A 15,452-nucleotide genomic window follows, 5' to 3' on the forward strand; every position below is an offset into this window, starting at 1 on the left:
GCTTCAGTCCAGAATGTTTTCAATGGCGCTCGCGACACGCTCGACATCGTCGAGGGTCATGTCGGGGAACAACGGGATCGAACACAGGCGTGCCGAGTTCCACTCCGTATTGGGTAAATGGATGTTCGGGAAACGCTGGCGGTAGTAAGTATGCAGATGGGTAGCGACAAAGTGAATGCCGCTGCCGATGTTTTGTTCCTGTAATGCTTTCATGAAGGCATCACGATCGCGCCCACAACGCTCGGCGTCAATGCGCAGAATGAACAGATGCCATGTATGTTGTTGCGGGTAGCCCGGCATTTTCAGCGGTTCTACCGGCAATGCACTCAGGCGCTTCAAATAGGCTTGCGCCAGTTCTTCGCGTTTGGCATTGATTTCATCCAGGCGCTGCAGTTGCACCAGTGCGATCGCCGCATTGACGTCGGCCAGGTTGTACTTGAAGCCGGGCTCGATCACCTGTGCCTGCGGCTTGCGGCCATGGGTCAGGCGATCGTAGGCATCAACCCCCAAGCCATGAAACTTGAGCATGCGTACCCGGTTGGCGAGGGCCTCATCGTCGCTGACAAACATCCCGCCTTCGGCGCAGGTCATGTTTTTGATCGCGTGGAACGAGAAGATTGCCGTGCCTTGGGCGCCGACTGCGCGGCCGCGATACTGCGTACCGACGGCATGGGCGGCGTCCTCGATCACGGGGATGCCATGCCGGGCCGCCAGCGCATAAAGTGGATCCAGGTCAAAGGCAGCGCCGGCGTAATGCACCGGGATGATTGCCTTGGTCCGAGGGGTGATTGCCGCCTCAATGGCATGGACGTCGGTCATCAGTGTGTCGCGGTCGATGTCGACGAAAACCGGTGTTGCCCCCAACAGGCAGATCATATTGGCGGTGGAGACCCAGGTTTGCGAAGGCGTGATCACTTCGTCGCCTGGACCGATCCCCAATGCCAGCAAGGTGATGTGCATCGCGCCAGTGGCCGAAGACAGCGCCACGGCATGCCGACAGCCCACACGCTCTGCGAATTGTTCTTCGAGCTGCTGGTTTTTCGGGCCGGTAGTAATCCAGCCAGAGCGAAGTACCTGCTCAACGGCGGCAATCTCTTCATCGCCAATGCTGGGACGTGAGAAGGGGAGAAACGGCTGGTTCATCAAGACCTCGGGTAAAACGGGTAGGGGGCGCAGGCAATAAAACGGGTTAAAACCAGGATGTCATTCAGTGAAATTGTTCAAGCCGGGCATTCGACAGTGTCCATTCCAGAGGTTGGATGCGGGCGATCCATGCGCACCGTGAGTAAAGACCAATAGGCTGAAAAGTAAATAAGGATCAATACTTTATCGTCATCGCCCGGAATTGTCACCCGTTGCTGCAGTGGGGCTGTAGTGTCTGCACCATCAACGTGATGGCACCCTATTCTCCGGGGCGAGGTTAAGCGTAAAAATGTGAAACTAATATGAAAAATAGGGCAACAGACTGTTTATCTCGGGGCCAGACAGCTAATGTTCAGAGTTTTTCAGGTTTTTTGGCCCGGTGGCTTTCTCTGGAAAAATATCTGTCGGTCCTTTTGGACGCGTCAGGGAAGGGCATCACTCAGTCGGTGGCATTCGCAGTGGCTGTTGTTCTGTATTAAATTTTCTCGCCCGAATGGATGTTTGGTTGAGCTATTTTCATTTAAGGGCTGTTCAGTTTGATTGATCTACCCACTAACGATTCACCGCATACCCCCGGCAGCCGATTGAACGTGCCTGAGGGGAAGGGTAACGACAATCCACTGACCCTCTATCTGGCTCGATTGGCGCCTTCAAGCCGGCTGACCATGCGTTATGTGCTGCAAGACGCTGCGGATCGGCTGGGTTTTGAAGATATGAATATCGAGGAAATCCCCTGGCATGAACTGCAGCCCGGCGACGTTATCGCGCTGGTGGCGACATTACGCGCCGATGGTTATGCGCCTAATACATCCTCGTTATATGTCAATGCCGTGCGCGGTGTGATGAACGAGGCGTGGCGTCTGAGCCTGATCACTCAGGATCATCTGTTGAAAATGCGCTCGGTCAAAGCCATCGCGGGCACACGCCTGTCCCAGGGGCGAAACCTCAAGCGCTCATTGATCCAGGAGCTGATGGCCGTCTGTGCGGCCGATCCAAGACCGCAAGGGCTGCGGGACGCTGCGGTGATAGCAATCCTGTATGGCTCAGGCATGCGTAAATCCGAATCGGTGAATCTTGAGCTCAACCAGATTGATTTTCGTGAGCGCAGCCTGCGAGTCACGGCAAAAGGAAACAAGGAACTGATCAAGTACGCACCGACCTGGGCGTTCGCCAGGCTGGACGCATGGTTGCAGTTTCGGCGCTCACAGTTGGTCGAAGGGCAGGATGACGATCCGTTTCTGTTCAACAGAATTCGTCGTGGCAGTCACATCACCCGTGAACGGATCACCAAACACGCGATTTATTACATTGCACGACAACGCGGTGCCCAGGTTGGCGTGAAAATCATGCCTCATGATTTTCGTCGCTCGTTCATTACGCGTGTGATCGAGGAGCACGACTTGTCAATTGCGCAAAAGCTCGCGCATCACACGAACATCCAGACAACCGCCAATTATGACGTTCGAGATGAAAACGAACGACGCCGGGCGATTGATCGCTTTGACCTTTAAAGGGTGCACTATTGCCTGGGAGGGCCCGCCGGGCGGGCTCTTCTGCTCGACGTCGAGTGCCATTGCCGAGTGCCAATGGGTACCAAAGCTGGCGCGAACTCACACACCGGCCTTCGCCTTGGCTCAGGCGGGTGTGTGATGGGCGAAAACCCGCGATCAGGCGCTGTGCAGGGTCTTTATGACAGTTCAGCGACCCTTGGAGCCTGCTTGCCGAGTCTCATCAGCCAGTAGTAGCTGATGGCTGGCACCACCAATCCGACTACCCAGGCCAGGTCAATACCATCGAGCAGCGTGGCCAGCGGACCGACGTAAAGGGTGGTGTTCATGAAGGGGATCTCCACCACGATGGCCACGATGAAGCTCGCACAGGCGATCCAGTTGACCCTGCCGTAGATGCCATTCATGTCGAAGATATCGTCAATCCGGTATTCACCTTTCCTCAACCAGTAGAAGTCGACCAGATTGATCGCCGTCCAGGGGATCAGGAAATAGCTCATGAAGAAGATGAAATTGAGGAAAAAGGCGATGAAGTCAGCCTGATTGATGGTGCATAAGGCCGTGGCGACGAGGCTGATGATCAACATGAACACGCCCCTGACCCGTGGTGTGACGCGCAGGCGAGAGAAGGGTTCGATCACGGTGATGGTCGACATGAACGCCCCATACAGGTTGAAAACGTTGATCGACACCTGGCCGTAGACGATAAACGCGAACAACAGCAGCGCCGCCGGGCCGAACAGTCCGGCGACATGGCCGCCTACATTGGCGGCGAAGTCGGGAATGGCCACGCTCAGGATCGCCCCAAGGATCATCATCCACGCACCGCCGCTGACCGTCCCGGCGTAGCTGTACCAGAACACCTGGGGCATCGGCGTTTTGCTCGGCAAGTAGCGTGAGTAGTCCGCTACATATGGGGCGTAGGACAGTTGCCAGGTCACTGCAATGCTCACTGCCATCAAGAATTTCGCCAGTGAGAAGTCCGTCGCAGCCCATTGCCCCGCCGGGATCGGCAGGCTCAACGCGAGCAGCGTGGCGGCGATGAACACCAACAGCGACAGGATCGACAGCAGCTTTTGCAGCCGATGGATCAGCCGGTAGCCATACAGCGCCACCACGAAGCACAACACACCGATCAGAACGATGTTGGCGTTGCTACCCAGCGGGCTGACGGACTCCAGGGCCTGGGCCGCCAGCAAGGTGTTGCTGACGAAGAAGCCGAGGTAGATCAGCATGACGAACAGCAACGGCAGGATCGCACCGATCACCCCGAACTGCGCGCGGCTCTGGATCATCTGCGGGATCCCCAGTTTGGGTCCCTGGGCCGAGTGCGAAGCCATGAAGATCGCGCCCAGCAGCGAGCCCAGAACGATCGCCAGCGCGCTCCAGAACAGATTCAACCCAATCACCACCGGCAACACCCCGGAGGCGATGGTGGTGATGTTCATGTTGGCGCCGAACCAGATGAAGAACAGCGAACCGGGCTTACCGTAGCGTTCGGACTCTGGAATGAAATCGATGCTTCTTTTTTCGATGCTCATGACAGGCACTCCTGGCGCTGAAGGCTGGATTGGAAGCGGGCAATGGTGTTCGTCAACTCCTCGGGCTGGTGGGCGAACAGGTCCGGCTGCCCGGGGGCGCAGCAGACAAAATGCTCACCGCGCAGCGAAAGCAGGAATTGTTCGCAGGTGAACAGCTCGATTGAGTACACCCAGTTGGCCATGATCAGCAGCGCAGAGTAGTGCGCCGCCCAGGTGCTGGTTGAGCAGGCGTCGGTGATCAGCTGGATGCGATAACCCAGCGAAAAGGCGTCGAAAACCGTCGTTAATACACAAACATCGGTCAGCACGCCGCTGATGATCAGGGTGTCGATGTCCAGCTGTTTGAGTCGCGCGTCGAGGTCGGTCTGATGAAAGCCGCTGTAGCGATGTTTGTCGATGACCTGCTCGTCCGGCCGGGGTGCCAGTGCAGCGATGATTTCTACTTGAGCGGTACCGGCCCGGTAACTGCTGGGGCCGCCGTCGTCGGCCCTGGGCTCGCCCGGAGCTAGACCACGGCCGTCGGCCTGATTGATATGCCGGGTGTAGAACACCGGGATAGAGCTGCGGCGGGCCGCCGTGAGCAATGCAAGGTTATGGGCGATGACCCCCTCGAAGTTTTCCAGGGGGAAGCCATCTTCCTGTTGCATGTCGATGATCAAGAGCGCGTTTTTATTATTCATGAGCAAACCTGATGAAGAACGGGGCGCAAACGGCCGCCCCGCAGACTCGATCGAGTCGAAGCAGAGTACACAAACGACAAGACTCGCCAGGCGAAGTCCGGTCGCAGTGTGGTTCTAACTCAGGGTTTGCTCAGGTGATTATCAGCCAGAAGCCGTTCTGCTTGGCCGAAACGCAGGCGCGCAAGCGCTTGAGATGGATGTGCGAAGAGGTCGAATCGCCACGCAAGTACGCCAGTTCAGCGCCTGGAGCAGGGGAGCTTGCACGTGGGTAGAATCGACTGTTTATCATGAAAATCGACCATGACAGGCAATGCTGATCGGGTACTGCCGCAACCCTGCAGGTGCGGCAGTATACGTAACCGCAGGCTTACTGGAACGCAGGCACGACGTGCTTGATGAACAGCTCCAGGGATTTCTTTTTCTCGGCGTGGGGCAGACTGTTGTCACACCAGAAGCTGAATTCGTCGACGCCCAGTTCCTGATAGTACTTGATCCGTGCGATGACTTCTTCAGGCGTGCCGATCATGGTGTTCTTGTGGATGTTTTCCAGTTCGAACTCAGGACGGCCTTCGAATTTTTCTTCCGGGCTAGGTGCCAGGAACCCGTTGACCGGTACTTGCTTGTTGCCAAACCAGGCATCGAAGGTGCGATAGAAGCGCGAAATGGCCTTGGCGCCGACTTTCCAGCCTTCGGGGTCGTCAGCGCTGTGGATATGGGTATGGCGCAACACCATCAGTTGCGGGCGCGGGACGTCGGGATTATTGGCCAGAGCGGCTTCGAACTTGTTCTTCAAGTCGAGCACTTCTTCGTCGCCTTTCATCAGCGGCGTGACCATGACGTTGCAGCCGTTGGCCACTGCGAAGTTGTGCGAGTCCGGGTCGCGGGCGGCGATCCACATCGGCGGGTTTGGCTGCTGGATCGGCTTGGGCACGCTGGTGGACGTCGGGAACTTCCAGATCTCGCCATCGTGGGCGTAGTCGCCTTGCCACAGCGCGCGCACCACCGGAACCATTTCCCGCAGGGCCTGGCCGCCGGAGGAGGCAAGCATGCCGCCGGCCATACGGTCGAACTCAACCTGGTAAGCGCCTCGGGCCAGGCCGACTTCCATGCGGCCGTTACTGATCACATCCAGCAGCGCGCATTCACCGGCGACCCGCAGCGGGTGCCAGAACGGCGCGATGATGGTGCCGGCGCCCAGGTGAATGGTGGTGGTGCGTGCCGCGAGGTAGGCCAGCAGCGGCATCGGGCTTGGGGAAATGGTGTATTCCATGGCGTGGTGTTCGCCAATCCAGACGGTGCGGAAACCACCGGCCTCGGCCAGCAGGGTCAGCTCGGTCAGGTCTTCGAACAATTGGCGATGGCTGACTTGCTCATCCCAGCGCTCCATATGCACGAATAACGAAAATTTCATGACGCATACCTCGGATCTTTTTTGTTGTTGCCTGTCAGCTACAGGCACGGGGGTGGGATCAGGCAAAGGCTGGCAGGGCGCCCATCTTGCCGCGGCAATACACCAGCGGGCGGCTCTGCTGCTGCGGCACGATCAGGTTTTTCACCGCGCCGACCATGATGGCGTGATCGCCGCCTTCGTACTCACGCCATAGCTCGCATTCGATAATGGCGGTGGCATTGCTCAGCAGCGGATTACCCAGCTCGCTGAGGGTCCATTGGATGCCTTGCGCCTTGTCCTTGCCTTTGCGGGCGAAGGCATAGGCTTCGTTCTGTTGTTCACCGGAAAGCAAGTGAATGGCAAAGCGCTTGTTCTTGATCAGCACCGGGTAGGAGTCGGAGCTGTAATTGGGGCAGAACAGCACCAGGGCCGGGTCCATCGACAGTGAACTGAAAGCGCTGGCCGTCAGACCGACGATTTGACCCTCATCATCCAGTGTGGTGATGACTGTCACACCGGAAGGGAAGGAGCCCATGACTAATTTGTAGACGTTCGCGTCGATCATTGGATGTTCCTCGGCCAGACGGTAGCGCTGTGCGCCTTTTTAGTGATTTTGTATGTCTGATGGTATACCGTAATATCATCTTTGCAAGTGGTTTTTCTTCTGTCTAGACGAATGTCCGTTCTCGGCTGAGAGGTCATGAATCGGAGGAATTTTATGGCCGATACAACAATCCCCTCGTAGCAGCTGGCTTCGCCAGCTGCTACGAAAAGCGTGCTACGACAACCGCAGGCTTGCCCGAAACGACAATCTGTCACCCACAAAAAAGCCAACGCCCTGGTTAAAGGGCGTTGGCCTGGTTTGGCAGGGAAGCAGATCAGTGCGCGCCAGCCGCCTTGTTCAAATCACTCTCCGCCCACAGGGTATAGACGCAGGCATCGGCAGTGGCCCAGCGCACCCGCACCGGATCGCCGGTTTTAAGCGGCATACCCGCAGCAGACAGCGCTTTGACGGTCATCGCTGTGCCGCCAGAGGTGACCACGCTACAGGTCTGGCTTTCGCCAAGAAACAACACTTCCGTAACGCTCGCCGACACTTCGTTCCAGCCTGGGGCGAGGGGATCGCTGGCGGCCTGTTCGACGCTCAGGGCCAGGGCTTTTTCCGGGCGAACCATGAGCAGCACTTCCTGACCGGTTTGCAACCCTGAGGTCAGACGGATCGACAGCGGTCGGCCTTCAAAGGTCGCCACGGCATTGCCCTGGGCCTTGAGCTTGAGGAAGTTCGAGTTGCCCAGGAACGAGGCGACAAAGGCATTCGGCGGGTTCTGATACAGGTCGAAGCCGCTGCCCAGGCCGACGATCTTGCCATGACTGAAGATCGCGATGCGTTGTGACAGGCGCATGGCTTCCTCCTGATCGTGGGTCACGTAGACAATGGTGATACCCAGGCGCCGATGGAGCTGGCGCAGTTCATCCTGCAGGTCTTCACGGAGTTTTTTATCCAGCGCGCCGAGTGGTTCGTCCATCAGCAGAATGCGTGGCTCGTAGACCAGCGCCCGGGCAATCGCCACGCGCTGCTGCTGGCCGCCGGACAGTTGCGAAGGGCGGCGATGGGCAAACTGATCCAGTTGCACCAGTTTGAGCATGGCTTCGACCCGACGCTCACGTTCGGCTTTGCCGAGTTTGCGAATATCCAGCGGGAAGCCGATGTTGTCGCGCACCGAGAGGTGCGGAAACAGCGAATAGCGCTGGAACACCATGCCGATGTCGCGTTTGTGCGGTGGCACATTGACCAGCGATTTGCCGTTGACCTGGATCTCCCCGGAACTGGGGGTTTCGAAGCCGGCCAGCATTGACAGGGTGGTACTTTTCCCGGAGCCGCTGGAGCCGAGAAAAGTGAGGAATTCACCGTCCTGGATATCCAGCGAGATGTCGTCCACGGCGGCGAAGTCGCCGTAGTGCTTGTTCAGGTTGCGCAGGCTGACCAGGGTCTTGTTGTCCTGCTGCGCAGGGTCTTTGATCACAGCACTCATTTTTTTCTCCCAGGCGCTCAGGCGCTGACTTCGTTGCGCCGGCGCACAGCGGCGGCGATCACCATGACCAGTACCGACAGCGCGATCAGCAGCGTCGAGGCGACGGCGATCACTGGGGTCAGGTCCTGACGCAAGGTGGTCCACATTTTTACGGGCAAGGTTTGCAGGGTCGGGCTGGCCATCATCACGCTGAGGACCACCTCATCCCACGACACCAGAAAGGCGAACAACGCACCGGCGACCATGCCCGGGCGGATTGCCGGAAAGGTCACCTTGAACACCGCTTGCAGTCGCGAAGCACCACAAATCACCGCAGCGTCCTCAATCGACTGATCGAACAGTTTCAGCGAGTTGATGATCGAGATAATGGTGAACGGCAACGCGACGATCACATGGCTGACCACAAAGGCGAACATCGTCCCGGTGTAGCCGAGCTTGAGAAACAGCGCGTACACCGCCACGGCGATGATCACCAGCGGCACGATCATCGGCAGGGTGAACAGGCCATACAGCATCTCCCGGCCGCGAAAGCGCCCACGCACCAGGGCGAAGGCGGTCGGTAAACCCAGGGCCACGGCAAAGATCGTGGTCAGGACCGCGACCTTGAGGCTGGCAAAGGCTGCATCCATCCAGTCGGCATTGGAAAAGAATTGCATGTACCACTTCAGCGTCCAGCCCGGTGGCGGGAACACCAGCCACTGAGAAGAGCCGAACGACAGCAGCACGATGAACACAATGGGCAGCAGCAGAAACAACGCTATGACCCCGGTGGTGAGGTAAAGGCTCAAACGCATGCGCCGGCTCATGGCATTGGCGGTCAATAACATGATGGCTTACCTCGAGTTGCTGGAGCCGACCGGGGATTCCGGTTGCAGCTTCAGGTAGCAGTAGAACAGCACCAGGGTGATCAGGATCAGCAAGGCTGCGCCAGCGCTGGCCAGGCCCCAGTTGAGGAACGACTGCACCTGCTGGATGATGAATTCCGGCAGCATCATGTTCTGCGCGCCACCGAGCAGTGCCGGGGTGACGTAGTAGCCCAGGGACATGACGAACACCATCAAGCCGCCGGAGAACAGCCCCGGCCGACACAGCGGCAGGAACACCCGAAAGAAATTGCTCCACGGGCTGGCACCGCAAATGGACCCGGCCTGCAGGACCATCGGATCGATGGCTTGCATGGTCGCCTGCAGCGGCAGGACGATGAACGGAATCATGATGTAGCTCATGCCGATCACCACGCCGGTCAGGTTATGCACCATCTCCAGCGGTTGATCGATGATGCCCATGGCCATCAAGGCCTTGTTGATCACCCCTGAAGCCTGGAGCAGCACCAGCCAGGAATAGGTCCGTGCCAACAGGCTGGTCCACATCGACAGCAAGACGATATTGAGCACCCAGCGGCCCCAGCCACGCGGGACCAGGGTGATTGCCCAAGCCAGCGGGAAACCCAACAGCAAGCTGAATACGGTGACCAGGCCTGCCACCGCGAAGGTGTTGAACAGCACGCGGGCGTAAGCCGAGTTGGCGAACAGCTCGGTATAGTTGCCCAGCCCTGGAACAGGTTCGAGGACCCCACGCAGCAGCAGGCTGATCAGCGGCGCGAAGAAGAACAGGCCAAGGAACAGCAGTGCCGGGGCCAGGTTGCTGGCACCGCGCCAACGTTGGGTCAGTGGAGTGGAAGGCTTCATGGCCGCCGCCTTGCCTGGAGCCGAACCGGCGACGCCAGAGGCGCCCCCGACCGGATTGGATTGACGGGACGCAGTGGCCGTCATCTTCATTTGAGCAGCCATTCGTTCCACCGTGTCGCGATGCTCTGACCATTCTTGGCCCAATACGCGAAGTCGAGAGTGATCTGATCCTTAGCGTAGGCAGTCGGCAGATTGGGTGCCAGTACTGAGTCCAGGCGTTGCACGCTATCGGTGTTGATCGGTGCATAGGCGGTCAGGTTGGAGAAGTCGGCCTGGCCTTTGGCGGAGCTGGAGTTGGCCAGGAAACGCATGGCCGCGTCCTTGTTTTTCGAGCCTTTGGGGATAACCAGGAAATCGGCCATGACCAGGTTTTGTTTCCAGCTCACACCGACCGGTGCGCCATCTTCTTGCAGGGCGTGGATCCGGCCGTTCCAGAACTGACCGAGACTGGCTTCACCGGAGGCCAGCAGTTGTTGGGATTGCGCGCCACCGCCCCACCAGACGATGTCTTTTTTGATGGTGTCGAGTTTCTTGAAGGCGCGATCCAGATCCAGAGGATAGAGCTTGTCGGCGGGAACACCGTCGGCCAGCAGGGCCAGTTCCAGTACGCCAGGGCTCGGCCATTTGTACAGCGCACGTTTGCCCGGGAAGGTTTTGGTGTCGAACAGTGCGTTCCAGTTTTCCGGGGCCGTAGCGCCTAGCTTGCTCTGGTTGTAACCGAGGACAAAGGAGAAGAAGAACGAGCCGACGCCGTGATCGGAGACGAAACGCGGGTCGAGCTTGTCGCGCTGGATCACCTTGAAGTCCAGCGGTTCGAGCAAACCTTCAGCCGCTGCGCGCAGGGCGAAATCCGCCTCGACATCGACCACGTCCCATTGCACGTTGCCGCTTTCAACCATGGCCTTGAGTTTGCCGTAGTCGGTCGGGCCGTCCTGGACCACTTTGATCCCGCTGGACTTGCTGAAAGGGTCGGCCCAGGCCTGCTTTTGCGCATCCTGGGTAGAGCCACCCCAGCTGACGAAACTCATGCTGTCAGCCGCACTGGCTGCCGTGCAGGTGATTGCCAGAAAGCCTGCAGCGAGTAACGCGGTTGCACGTTTATTCAACACCATTTTTACGCCCTCATTTGTTGTGTTTTTGAGCGGGCTGTTGACGCCCGCCTATCGGGAGCAGTAGGTCCATCGGGGCCTTGAACATCGACCGTGTCAGGGGCTGTTGTTGTGTGTCCTCCCTGGCGGGTGCACCTGACGAATTGTTCGGTCTATGGAATATCATATTATGGTATTCCAAACTTTCTGCAAGGGCTTCGCCTTACCGATTGTCAGCAGATGGCGATATTTCTTATCTGATTACGGTGCCGCCTCGGCACATTCCCCGTAGCAGCTGCCGCTAGGCTGCGTCCGGCTGCGCAGCAGTCGTAAAGCCTGCGTCCACGGTTAACCTGAAACACCGCGGTGCCTGAATTTACGGCCGCTGCGCAGCCGGACGCAGGCTTCGCCAGCTGCTACGGGAAGCGCGTCATGCCCATACTCCATCGTGGCGTCAGCCGGTAAACGGAATGCTTTCCACGACTTCCAGGTTGTACCCGGTCAAGCCTGCATATTTGAGCGGTGGCCCGAGGTGGCGTAGTTTGCCGACGCCGATGTCTTGCAGAATCTGTGCCCCGGTGCCGACTTCGGAATAGATTCGCGATTGTGAGCGGGTGTATTGCCGAGGCGGTTGGGTCAACTGGGGAATCCGCTCAAGCAGCGCCTGCGAGGACTCGTGATTGGCCAGTACTACCACCACACCACGGTCTTCTTCGGCGACTTTTTGCAGTGCCGCCCACAGCGTCCAGTTCGACGGCCCGGTGTACTCGGCGCCAACCAGGTCGCGCAGCGGATCGATCACATGCACGCGGACCAGTGTCGGGTCTTCGCGACGGATATCGCCCATGACCATGGCCATGTGCACGCCGCCTTCGATCCGGTCCTCATAGGTGACCAGTCGGAACGTACCGTGAACGGTTGGCAGTTCGCGCTCGCCGATGCGCGTCACTGTATGTTCGGTGCTGAGCCGGTAATGGATCAGGTCGGCGATGGTGCCGATCTTGATGCCGTGTTTGGCCGCGAAGATCTCCAGGTCCGGTCGCCGGGCCATGGTGCCGTCATCGTTCATCACTTCAACGATCACCGAGGCCGGGGTATAACCGGCCAGGCGCGCCAGATCGCAACCGGCCTCGGTATGCCCGGCGCGGGTCAGCACGCCACCTTCCTTGGCCCGTAACGGGAAAATATGCCCCGGTTGTACCAGGTCTTGCGCGGTAGCAGTCGCCGCCACGGCGGCCTCGACGGTGCGGGCGCGGTCGGCGGCCGAGATTCCGGTCGTGACCCCGGTGGCGGCTTCGATGGACACGGTGAAGGCGGTGCTGAATACACTGCCATTGCTCGGCACCATCTGCTCCAGACCCAACCGCTGACAGTGCTCGTCGGTCAGCGTGAGGCAAATCAGGCCCCGTGCTTCGCGGGCCATGAAGCTGATCGCCTGGGCGTTGCAGCGTTCGGCGGCGAGCAGCAGGTCGCCTTCGTTTTCTCTGTCTTCATCGTCGACCAACAGGACCATCTTGCCTTGACGGTAATCTTCGATAAGTTCTTCGATGCTGTTGAAGGCCATGCTCGGGCTCTCTGTGTCGCGAATGGTTGAAGGTTCGTGTTTATGGTATACCATAATACAAAATAAACCGAAATAACGAGGTTGCTATGAAGGCTTACTGGATTGCCCACGTCGACGTCACCGACCCGGATCAATACGTTCAATACACCCAGCGCGCGCCAGCAGCCTTCGCCCTGTTTGGCGGCAAGCTGCTGGCCCGTGGCGGGCGTTGCGAGGCAATGGAGGGCAGGGCGACGCCGCAACGCAGCGTGGTGATCGAGTTCGAATCTTACGAACAGGCGCAGGCGTGCTATCGCTCGCCGGAATATCAGCAGGCGTGCCGGTACCGCCAGGGCGCAGCCAGGGCTGAAGTGATCATTGTCGAAGGGTATGAAGCCTGAGTTTCGGCGGTTCGGTCAGCGGATGAAGTGGACTGTGCCGCTGTCATCGTTGCCCATATAGATGCCGTAGACACCCGCCTGGCGTTCCTCGATATAGCGTTCGAGGATCTGCCGGATGGCCGGGTAGTAGATGCTGTCCCAGGGAATGTCCTGGGGCGCGAAAAAGCGACAGTCGAGGGTCTCCGGACCGTATTGTCCAGTGTCTTCCACGGCGATGGCGCGGAAGATGATGTAGACCTCGCTGATCTGCGGCACGCTGAAGATCGAGTAGGGCGAGACGATTTCCGCGCGCACCCCGGTTTCTTCCCAGACTTCGCGCAGGGCTCCCTGCTCGGTGGTTTCGCCACTTTCCATAAAGCCTGCGGGCAGGGTCCAGGTGCCGGGGCGCGGCGGGATCGCACGCTGACACAGCAGGTATTTGCCATCCTGCTCGATGATGCAGCCGGCAATGATCTTTGGATTGACGTAGTGGATGTAACCGCAACCGCGGCACATCAAGCGCTCATGGGTATCGCCTTGCGGCTGCTGGTGACCGAGGTCACTGCTACCGCATTGCGGGCAGAAGCGCGGGATGGGCATGTTCAGTGACCTATGCGCGGTTCTTTGAGAACGATGGGCGAGACGATTTCACGCACCTTGTCAGTCTCGTTCTGCTTGAGCTTGAGGTAGTCCAGCGCGACTTTCGCGGCGGCGCGGACGTGATCGACCGATGCCTGATGCGCAGCCAGTGGGTCGCCGCTCTTGATCGCCTCGACGATGCGTTCCATTTCCTGGTTGCTGACGCTGCGGCGGTTCTCCTGGGACACCGAAGTGGCGCGCAGATAGCTGATGCGTGCCTGCAACTGGCGCAACTGGGTGGCCGCGACGTGGTTGCCCGAGCCTTCCAGCAAAACGTCGTAGAAGCCTTGTACCGAATCGAGTACTTGCTGCAATTCGCCGTCCTTGAGGGCCTTGCGGTTCTCCTCGAGGGCTTTTTCCAGGGCGCGAACATCCTTGGCCTTGGCGCGCAGTGTGAACAACTGGACGATCAGGCCTTCGAGCACGCAACGCAGCTCGTAGATATCACAGGCATCTTCCAGGGTAATGATGGCAACGCTCGGGCCCTTGGCATCGGCGAATTCCACCAGACCTTCGGATTCCAGGTGGCGCAGGGCTTCACGAACGGAGGTGCGGCTGACACCCAGACGGTCGCACAGATCCCGCTCGACCAGACGGTCTCCCGGCAGAAGCTGGAAGTTCATGATGGCGCTTCGCAGTTTATCCAGCACGATTTCGCGCAGGGTAACGGGGTTGCGATTGACCTTGAAGCTGTCGTCAAGTGGCAGGCGTTTCATCGGGTCCGCTCTGAATGTGGCTGTCCATGCAAAAAGAGCACTTCGATCGCTTCGATCATCAGTGCTCCGGTCAGATTGAACAGCCAGTGGTTAACTGGATGCCTCGGCGTCGGCTTCGGCGAATGCTTCACGGGCGAGACGGAAACTGTCTACGGCTGCGGGGACACCGCAGTAGATGCCTACCTGAAGCAGGATCTCCCGTATTTGTTCACGACTCAGACCGTTACGCAAGGCGCCGCGTACATGCAGCTTGAGTTCGTGTGGCCGGTTGAGTGCCGAAATCATGGCCAAGTTTATCATGCTGCGTTCTTTAAGCGATAAGCCCTCGCGGCCCCAGACGTGACCCCAGCAGTACTCGGTGACCATTTCCTGCAGCGGCCGGGTGAAGTCGTCGGCGTTCTCGATCGATTTGTTCACATAGTCCTGGCCCAGCACTTGAGTGCGGATTGCCAGACCCTTTTGGTATTTCTCGTTGTTCATGTCAGATCGCTCCCGGCGGATCAAAGCCCACCCATCAGGGTGTATTTGAGTTCAAGGTAGTCGTCGATGCCGTATTTCGAACCTTCGCGGTGATTATGGGTGGTGGCGTGCGACCCTGAAGAAAAGTGCTCAGGCGAGGGTGGGCAGCGGGCCCAGCTTGCCTCGGTGATAGATCATTGGCGTGACGGGTTGCTCAGGCAGGATCAGGTTCTTCACCGCGCCAACGATGATTGCGTGATCGCCGCCATCGTATTCGCGCCACAGTTCGCACTCGATGATCGCCGTGGCCTCGTTGAGCAGCGGGTTGCCCAGTTCGCTCAGGTGCCATTCGATGCCTTTGGCCTTGTCCTTGCCTTTACCGGCAAAGGCGTAGGCCACGGCCTGCTGATCCGCCGAGAGCAAATGGATCGCAAAGCGTTTGCTGTCGCGCAGGATCGGGTAGGTGTCTGAGGCGTAGTTGGGGCAGAACAGCACCAGCGCCGGGTCGATCGACAGCGCACTGAAGGCGCTTGCGGTGATGCCGACGATGCCGCCCTCGGGGTCGAGGGTGGTGACCACCGTGACCCCGGAGGGGAAGGAGGCCATCACGTCTTTATAAATGCCAGGTTCGATCATTTCGGGCC

The 15,452-nt window shown here is 58.8% G+C and carries 17 protein-coding genes; 2 read left to right on the plus strand and 15 right to left on the minus strand.

What is annotated here, in order from left to right; translation table 11 throughout:
- Positions 1-3 precede the first annotated feature (3 nt).
- Complete coding sequence (gene arnB, locus AC07W5_RS14840) at positions 4-1,143, minus strand: UDP-4-amino-4-deoxy-L-arabinose aminotransferase (protein WP_494991388.1); 1,140 nt, start codon at positions 1,141-1,143, stop codon at positions 4-6.
- Positions 1,144-1,679: 536 nt separating this feature from the next.
- Between arnB and AC07W5_RS14845 the strand changes: the two genes are divergently transcribed.
- A complete protein-coding gene (locus AC07W5_RS14845; protein WP_495023689.1) occupies positions 1,680-2,654 on the plus strand; it encodes a site-specific integrase in 975 nt (324 codons plus the stop codon).
- A 176-nt stretch (positions 2,655-2,830) separates the two neighbouring features.
- Here the strand turns inward: AC07W5_RS14845 and AC07W5_RS14850 are convergent, their stop codons facing one another.
- The 10 genes from AC07W5_RS14850 to ribBA all read right to left on the minus strand — a co-directional run bounded on the left by AC07W5_RS14850 (position 2,831) and on the right by ribBA (position 12,635).
- The gene (locus AC07W5_RS14850) at positions 2,831-4,192 is read right to left on the minus strand and encodes a purine-cytosine permease family protein (protein ID WP_495023690.1); all 1,362 of its coding nucleotides are present in this window, start codon (positions 4,190-4,192) and stop codon (positions 2,831-2,833) included.
- Positions 4,189-4,872 carry a cysteine hydrolase family protein gene (locus tag AC07W5_RS14855; RefSeq protein ID WP_495023691.1) on the minus strand — a complete coding sequence of 228 codons (684 nt, stop codon included), beginning with the start codon at positions 4,870-4,872 and terminating at the stop codon, positions 4,189-4,191. The genes AC07W5_RS14850 and AC07W5_RS14855 overlap by 4 nt, the downstream gene beginning before the upstream one ends.
- A gap of 130 nt (positions 4,873-5,002) precedes the next feature.
- A complete protein-coding gene (locus tag AC07W5_RS14860) occupies positions 5,003-5,161 on the minus strand; it encodes a hypothetical protein (RefSeq protein WP_494991392.1) in 159 nt (52 codons plus the stop codon).
- A 78-nt stretch (positions 5,162-5,239) separates the two neighbouring features.
- Complete coding sequence (locus tag AC07W5_RS14865; protein ID WP_494991393.1) at positions 5,240-6,283, minus strand: LLM class flavin-dependent oxidoreductase; 1,044 nt, start codon at positions 6,281-6,283, stop codon at positions 5,240-5,242.
- A 58-nt stretch (positions 6,284-6,341) separates the two neighbouring features.
- The gene (locus tag AC07W5_RS14870; RefSeq protein WP_489074574.1) at positions 6,342-6,827 is read right to left on the minus strand and encodes a flavin reductase family protein; all 486 of its coding nucleotides are present in this window, start codon (positions 6,825-6,827) and stop codon (positions 6,342-6,344) included.
- Between the two features lie 313 nt (positions 6,828-7,140).
- Positions 7,141-8,295, minus strand: coding sequence for an ABC transporter ATP-binding protein (locus tag AC07W5_RS14875; RefSeq protein ID WP_495023692.1), 1,155 nt, complete (start codon positions 8,293-8,295; stop codon positions 7,141-7,143).
- Positions 8,296-8,312: 17 nt separating this feature from the next.
- Complete coding sequence (locus tag AC07W5_RS14880; RefSeq protein ID WP_494991395.1) at positions 8,313-9,122, minus strand: ABC transporter permease; 810 nt, start codon at positions 9,120-9,122, stop codon at positions 8,313-8,315.
- A gap of 6 nt (positions 9,123-9,128) precedes the next feature.
- Positions 9,129-10,073, minus strand: a complete 945-nt coding sequence (locus AC07W5_RS14885) for an ABC transporter permease (protein ID WP_495023829.1) — start codon at positions 10,071-10,073, stop codon at positions 9,129-9,131.
- The gene (locus tag AC07W5_RS14890) at positions 10,070-11,095 is read right to left on the minus strand and encodes an ABC transporter substrate-binding protein (RefSeq protein ID WP_494991396.1); all 1,026 of its coding nucleotides are present in this window, start codon (positions 11,093-11,095) and stop codon (positions 10,070-10,072) included. Before AC07W5_RS14890 ends, AC07W5_RS14885 begins: the two co-directional genes overlap by 4 nt.
- Positions 11,096-11,525: 430 nt before the next feature.
- Complete coding sequence (gene ribBA / locus AC07W5_RS14895) at positions 11,526-12,635, minus strand: bifunctional 3,4-dihydroxy-2-butanone-4-phosphate synthase/GTP cyclohydrolase II (protein WP_495023693.1); 1,110 nt, start codon at positions 12,633-12,635, stop codon at positions 11,526-11,528.
- Positions 12,636-12,721: 86 nt separating this feature from the next.
- Here ribBA and AC07W5_RS14900 point away from each other — a divergent pair, with 86 nt between their 5' ends.
- On the plus strand, positions 12,722-13,015 hold the full coding sequence (locus AC07W5_RS14900) for a DUF1330 domain-containing protein (RefSeq protein WP_495023694.1): 294 nt from the start codon (positions 12,722-12,724) through the stop codon (positions 13,013-13,015).
- 15 nt (positions 13,016-13,030) lie between these two features.
- Here the strand turns inward: AC07W5_RS14900 and AC07W5_RS14905 are convergent, their stop codons facing one another.
- The 4 genes from AC07W5_RS14905 to AC07W5_RS14920 form a co-directional block, all read right to left on the minus strand.
- Positions 13,031-13,594, minus strand: a complete 564-nt coding sequence (locus tag AC07W5_RS14905; protein WP_494991399.1) for an NUDIX hydrolase — start codon at positions 13,592-13,594, stop codon at positions 13,031-13,033.
- 2 nt (positions 13,595-13,596) lie between these two features.
- Positions 13,597-14,349, minus strand: coding sequence for a GntR family transcriptional regulator (locus AC07W5_RS14910; RefSeq protein WP_494991400.1), 753 nt, complete (start codon positions 14,347-14,349; stop codon positions 13,597-13,599).
- Between the two features lie 90 nt (positions 14,350-14,439).
- Positions 14,440-14,829, minus strand: coding sequence for a carboxymuconolactone decarboxylase family protein (locus tag AC07W5_RS14915; RefSeq protein ID WP_150807566.1), 390 nt, complete (start codon positions 14,827-14,829; stop codon positions 14,440-14,442).
- A 129-nt stretch (positions 14,830-14,958) separates the two neighbouring features.
- Complete coding sequence (locus AC07W5_RS14920) at positions 14,959-15,444, minus strand: flavin reductase family protein (RefSeq protein WP_494991401.1); 486 nt, start codon at positions 15,442-15,444, stop codon at positions 14,959-14,961.
- Positions 15,445-15,452: the final 8 nt, after the last annotated feature.

The sequence above is a fragment of the Pseudomonas sp. GW821-FHT01E05 genome, from assembly GCF_059422425.1.

Excerpts from the sequence above, each read along its gene's own strand:
- AC07W5_RS14860 (WP_494991392.1), bottom strand. The coding sequence starts at position 5,161 with ATGATAAACAGTCGATTCTACCCACGTGCAAGCTCCCCTGCTCCAGGC.
- AC07W5_RS14855 (WP_495023691.1), bottom strand. The coding sequence starts at position 4,872 with ATGAATAATAAAAACGCGCTCTTGATCATCGACATGCAACAGGAAGAT.
- AC07W5_RS14870 (WP_489074574.1), bottom strand. The coding sequence starts at position 6,827 with ATGATCGACGCGAACGTCTACAAATTAGTCATGGGCTCCTTCCCTTCC.
- ribBA (WP_495023693.1), bottom strand. The coding sequence starts at position 12,635 with ATGGCCTTCAACAGCATCGAAGAACTTATCGAAGATTACCGTCAAGGC.
- AC07W5_RS14880 (WP_494991395.1), bottom strand. The coding sequence starts at position 9,122 with ATGTTATTGACCGCCAATGCCATGAGCCGGCGCATGCGTTTGAGCCTT.
- AC07W5_RS14910 (WP_494991400.1), bottom strand. The coding sequence starts at position 14,349 with ATGAAACGCCTGCCACTTGACGACAGCTTCAAGGTCAATCGCAACCCC.
- AC07W5_RS14885 (WP_495023829.1), bottom strand. The coding sequence starts at position 10,073 with ATGAAGATGACGGCCACTGCGTCCCGTCAATCCAATCCGGTCGGGGGC.
- AC07W5_RS14915 (WP_150807566.1), bottom strand. The coding sequence starts at position 14,829 with ATGAACAACGAGAAATACCAAAAGGGTCTGGCAATCCGCACTCAAGTG.
- AC07W5_RS14905 (WP_494991399.1), bottom strand. The coding sequence starts at position 13,594 with ATGCCCATCCCGCGCTTCTGCCCGCAATGCGGTAGCAGTGACCTCGGT.
- AC07W5_RS14875 (WP_495023692.1), bottom strand. The coding sequence starts at position 8,295 with ATGAGTGCTGTGATCAAAGACCCTGCGCAGCAGGACAACAAGACCCTG.
- arnB (WP_494991388.1), bottom strand. The coding sequence starts at position 1,143 with ATGAACCAGCCGTTTCTCCCCTTCTCACGTCCCAGCATTGGCGATGAA.
- AC07W5_RS14920 (WP_494991401.1), bottom strand. The coding sequence starts at position 15,444 with ATGATCGAACCTGGCATTTATAAAGACGTGATGGCCTCCTTCCCCTCC.
- AC07W5_RS14900 (WP_495023694.1), top strand. The coding sequence starts at position 12,722 with ATGAAGGCTTACTGGATTGCCCACGTCGACGTCACCGACCCGGATCAA.
- AC07W5_RS14865 (WP_494991393.1), bottom strand. The coding sequence starts at position 6,283 with ATGAAATTTTCGTTATTCGTGCATATGGAGCGCTGGGATGAGCAAGTC.
- AC07W5_RS14850 (WP_495023690.1), bottom strand. The coding sequence starts at position 4,192 with ATGAGCATCGAAAAAAGAAGCATCGATTTCATTCCAGAGTCCGAACGC.
- AC07W5_RS14890 (WP_494991396.1), bottom strand. The coding sequence starts at position 11,095 with ATGGTGTTGAATAAACGTGCAACCGCGTTACTCGCTGCAGGCTTTCTG.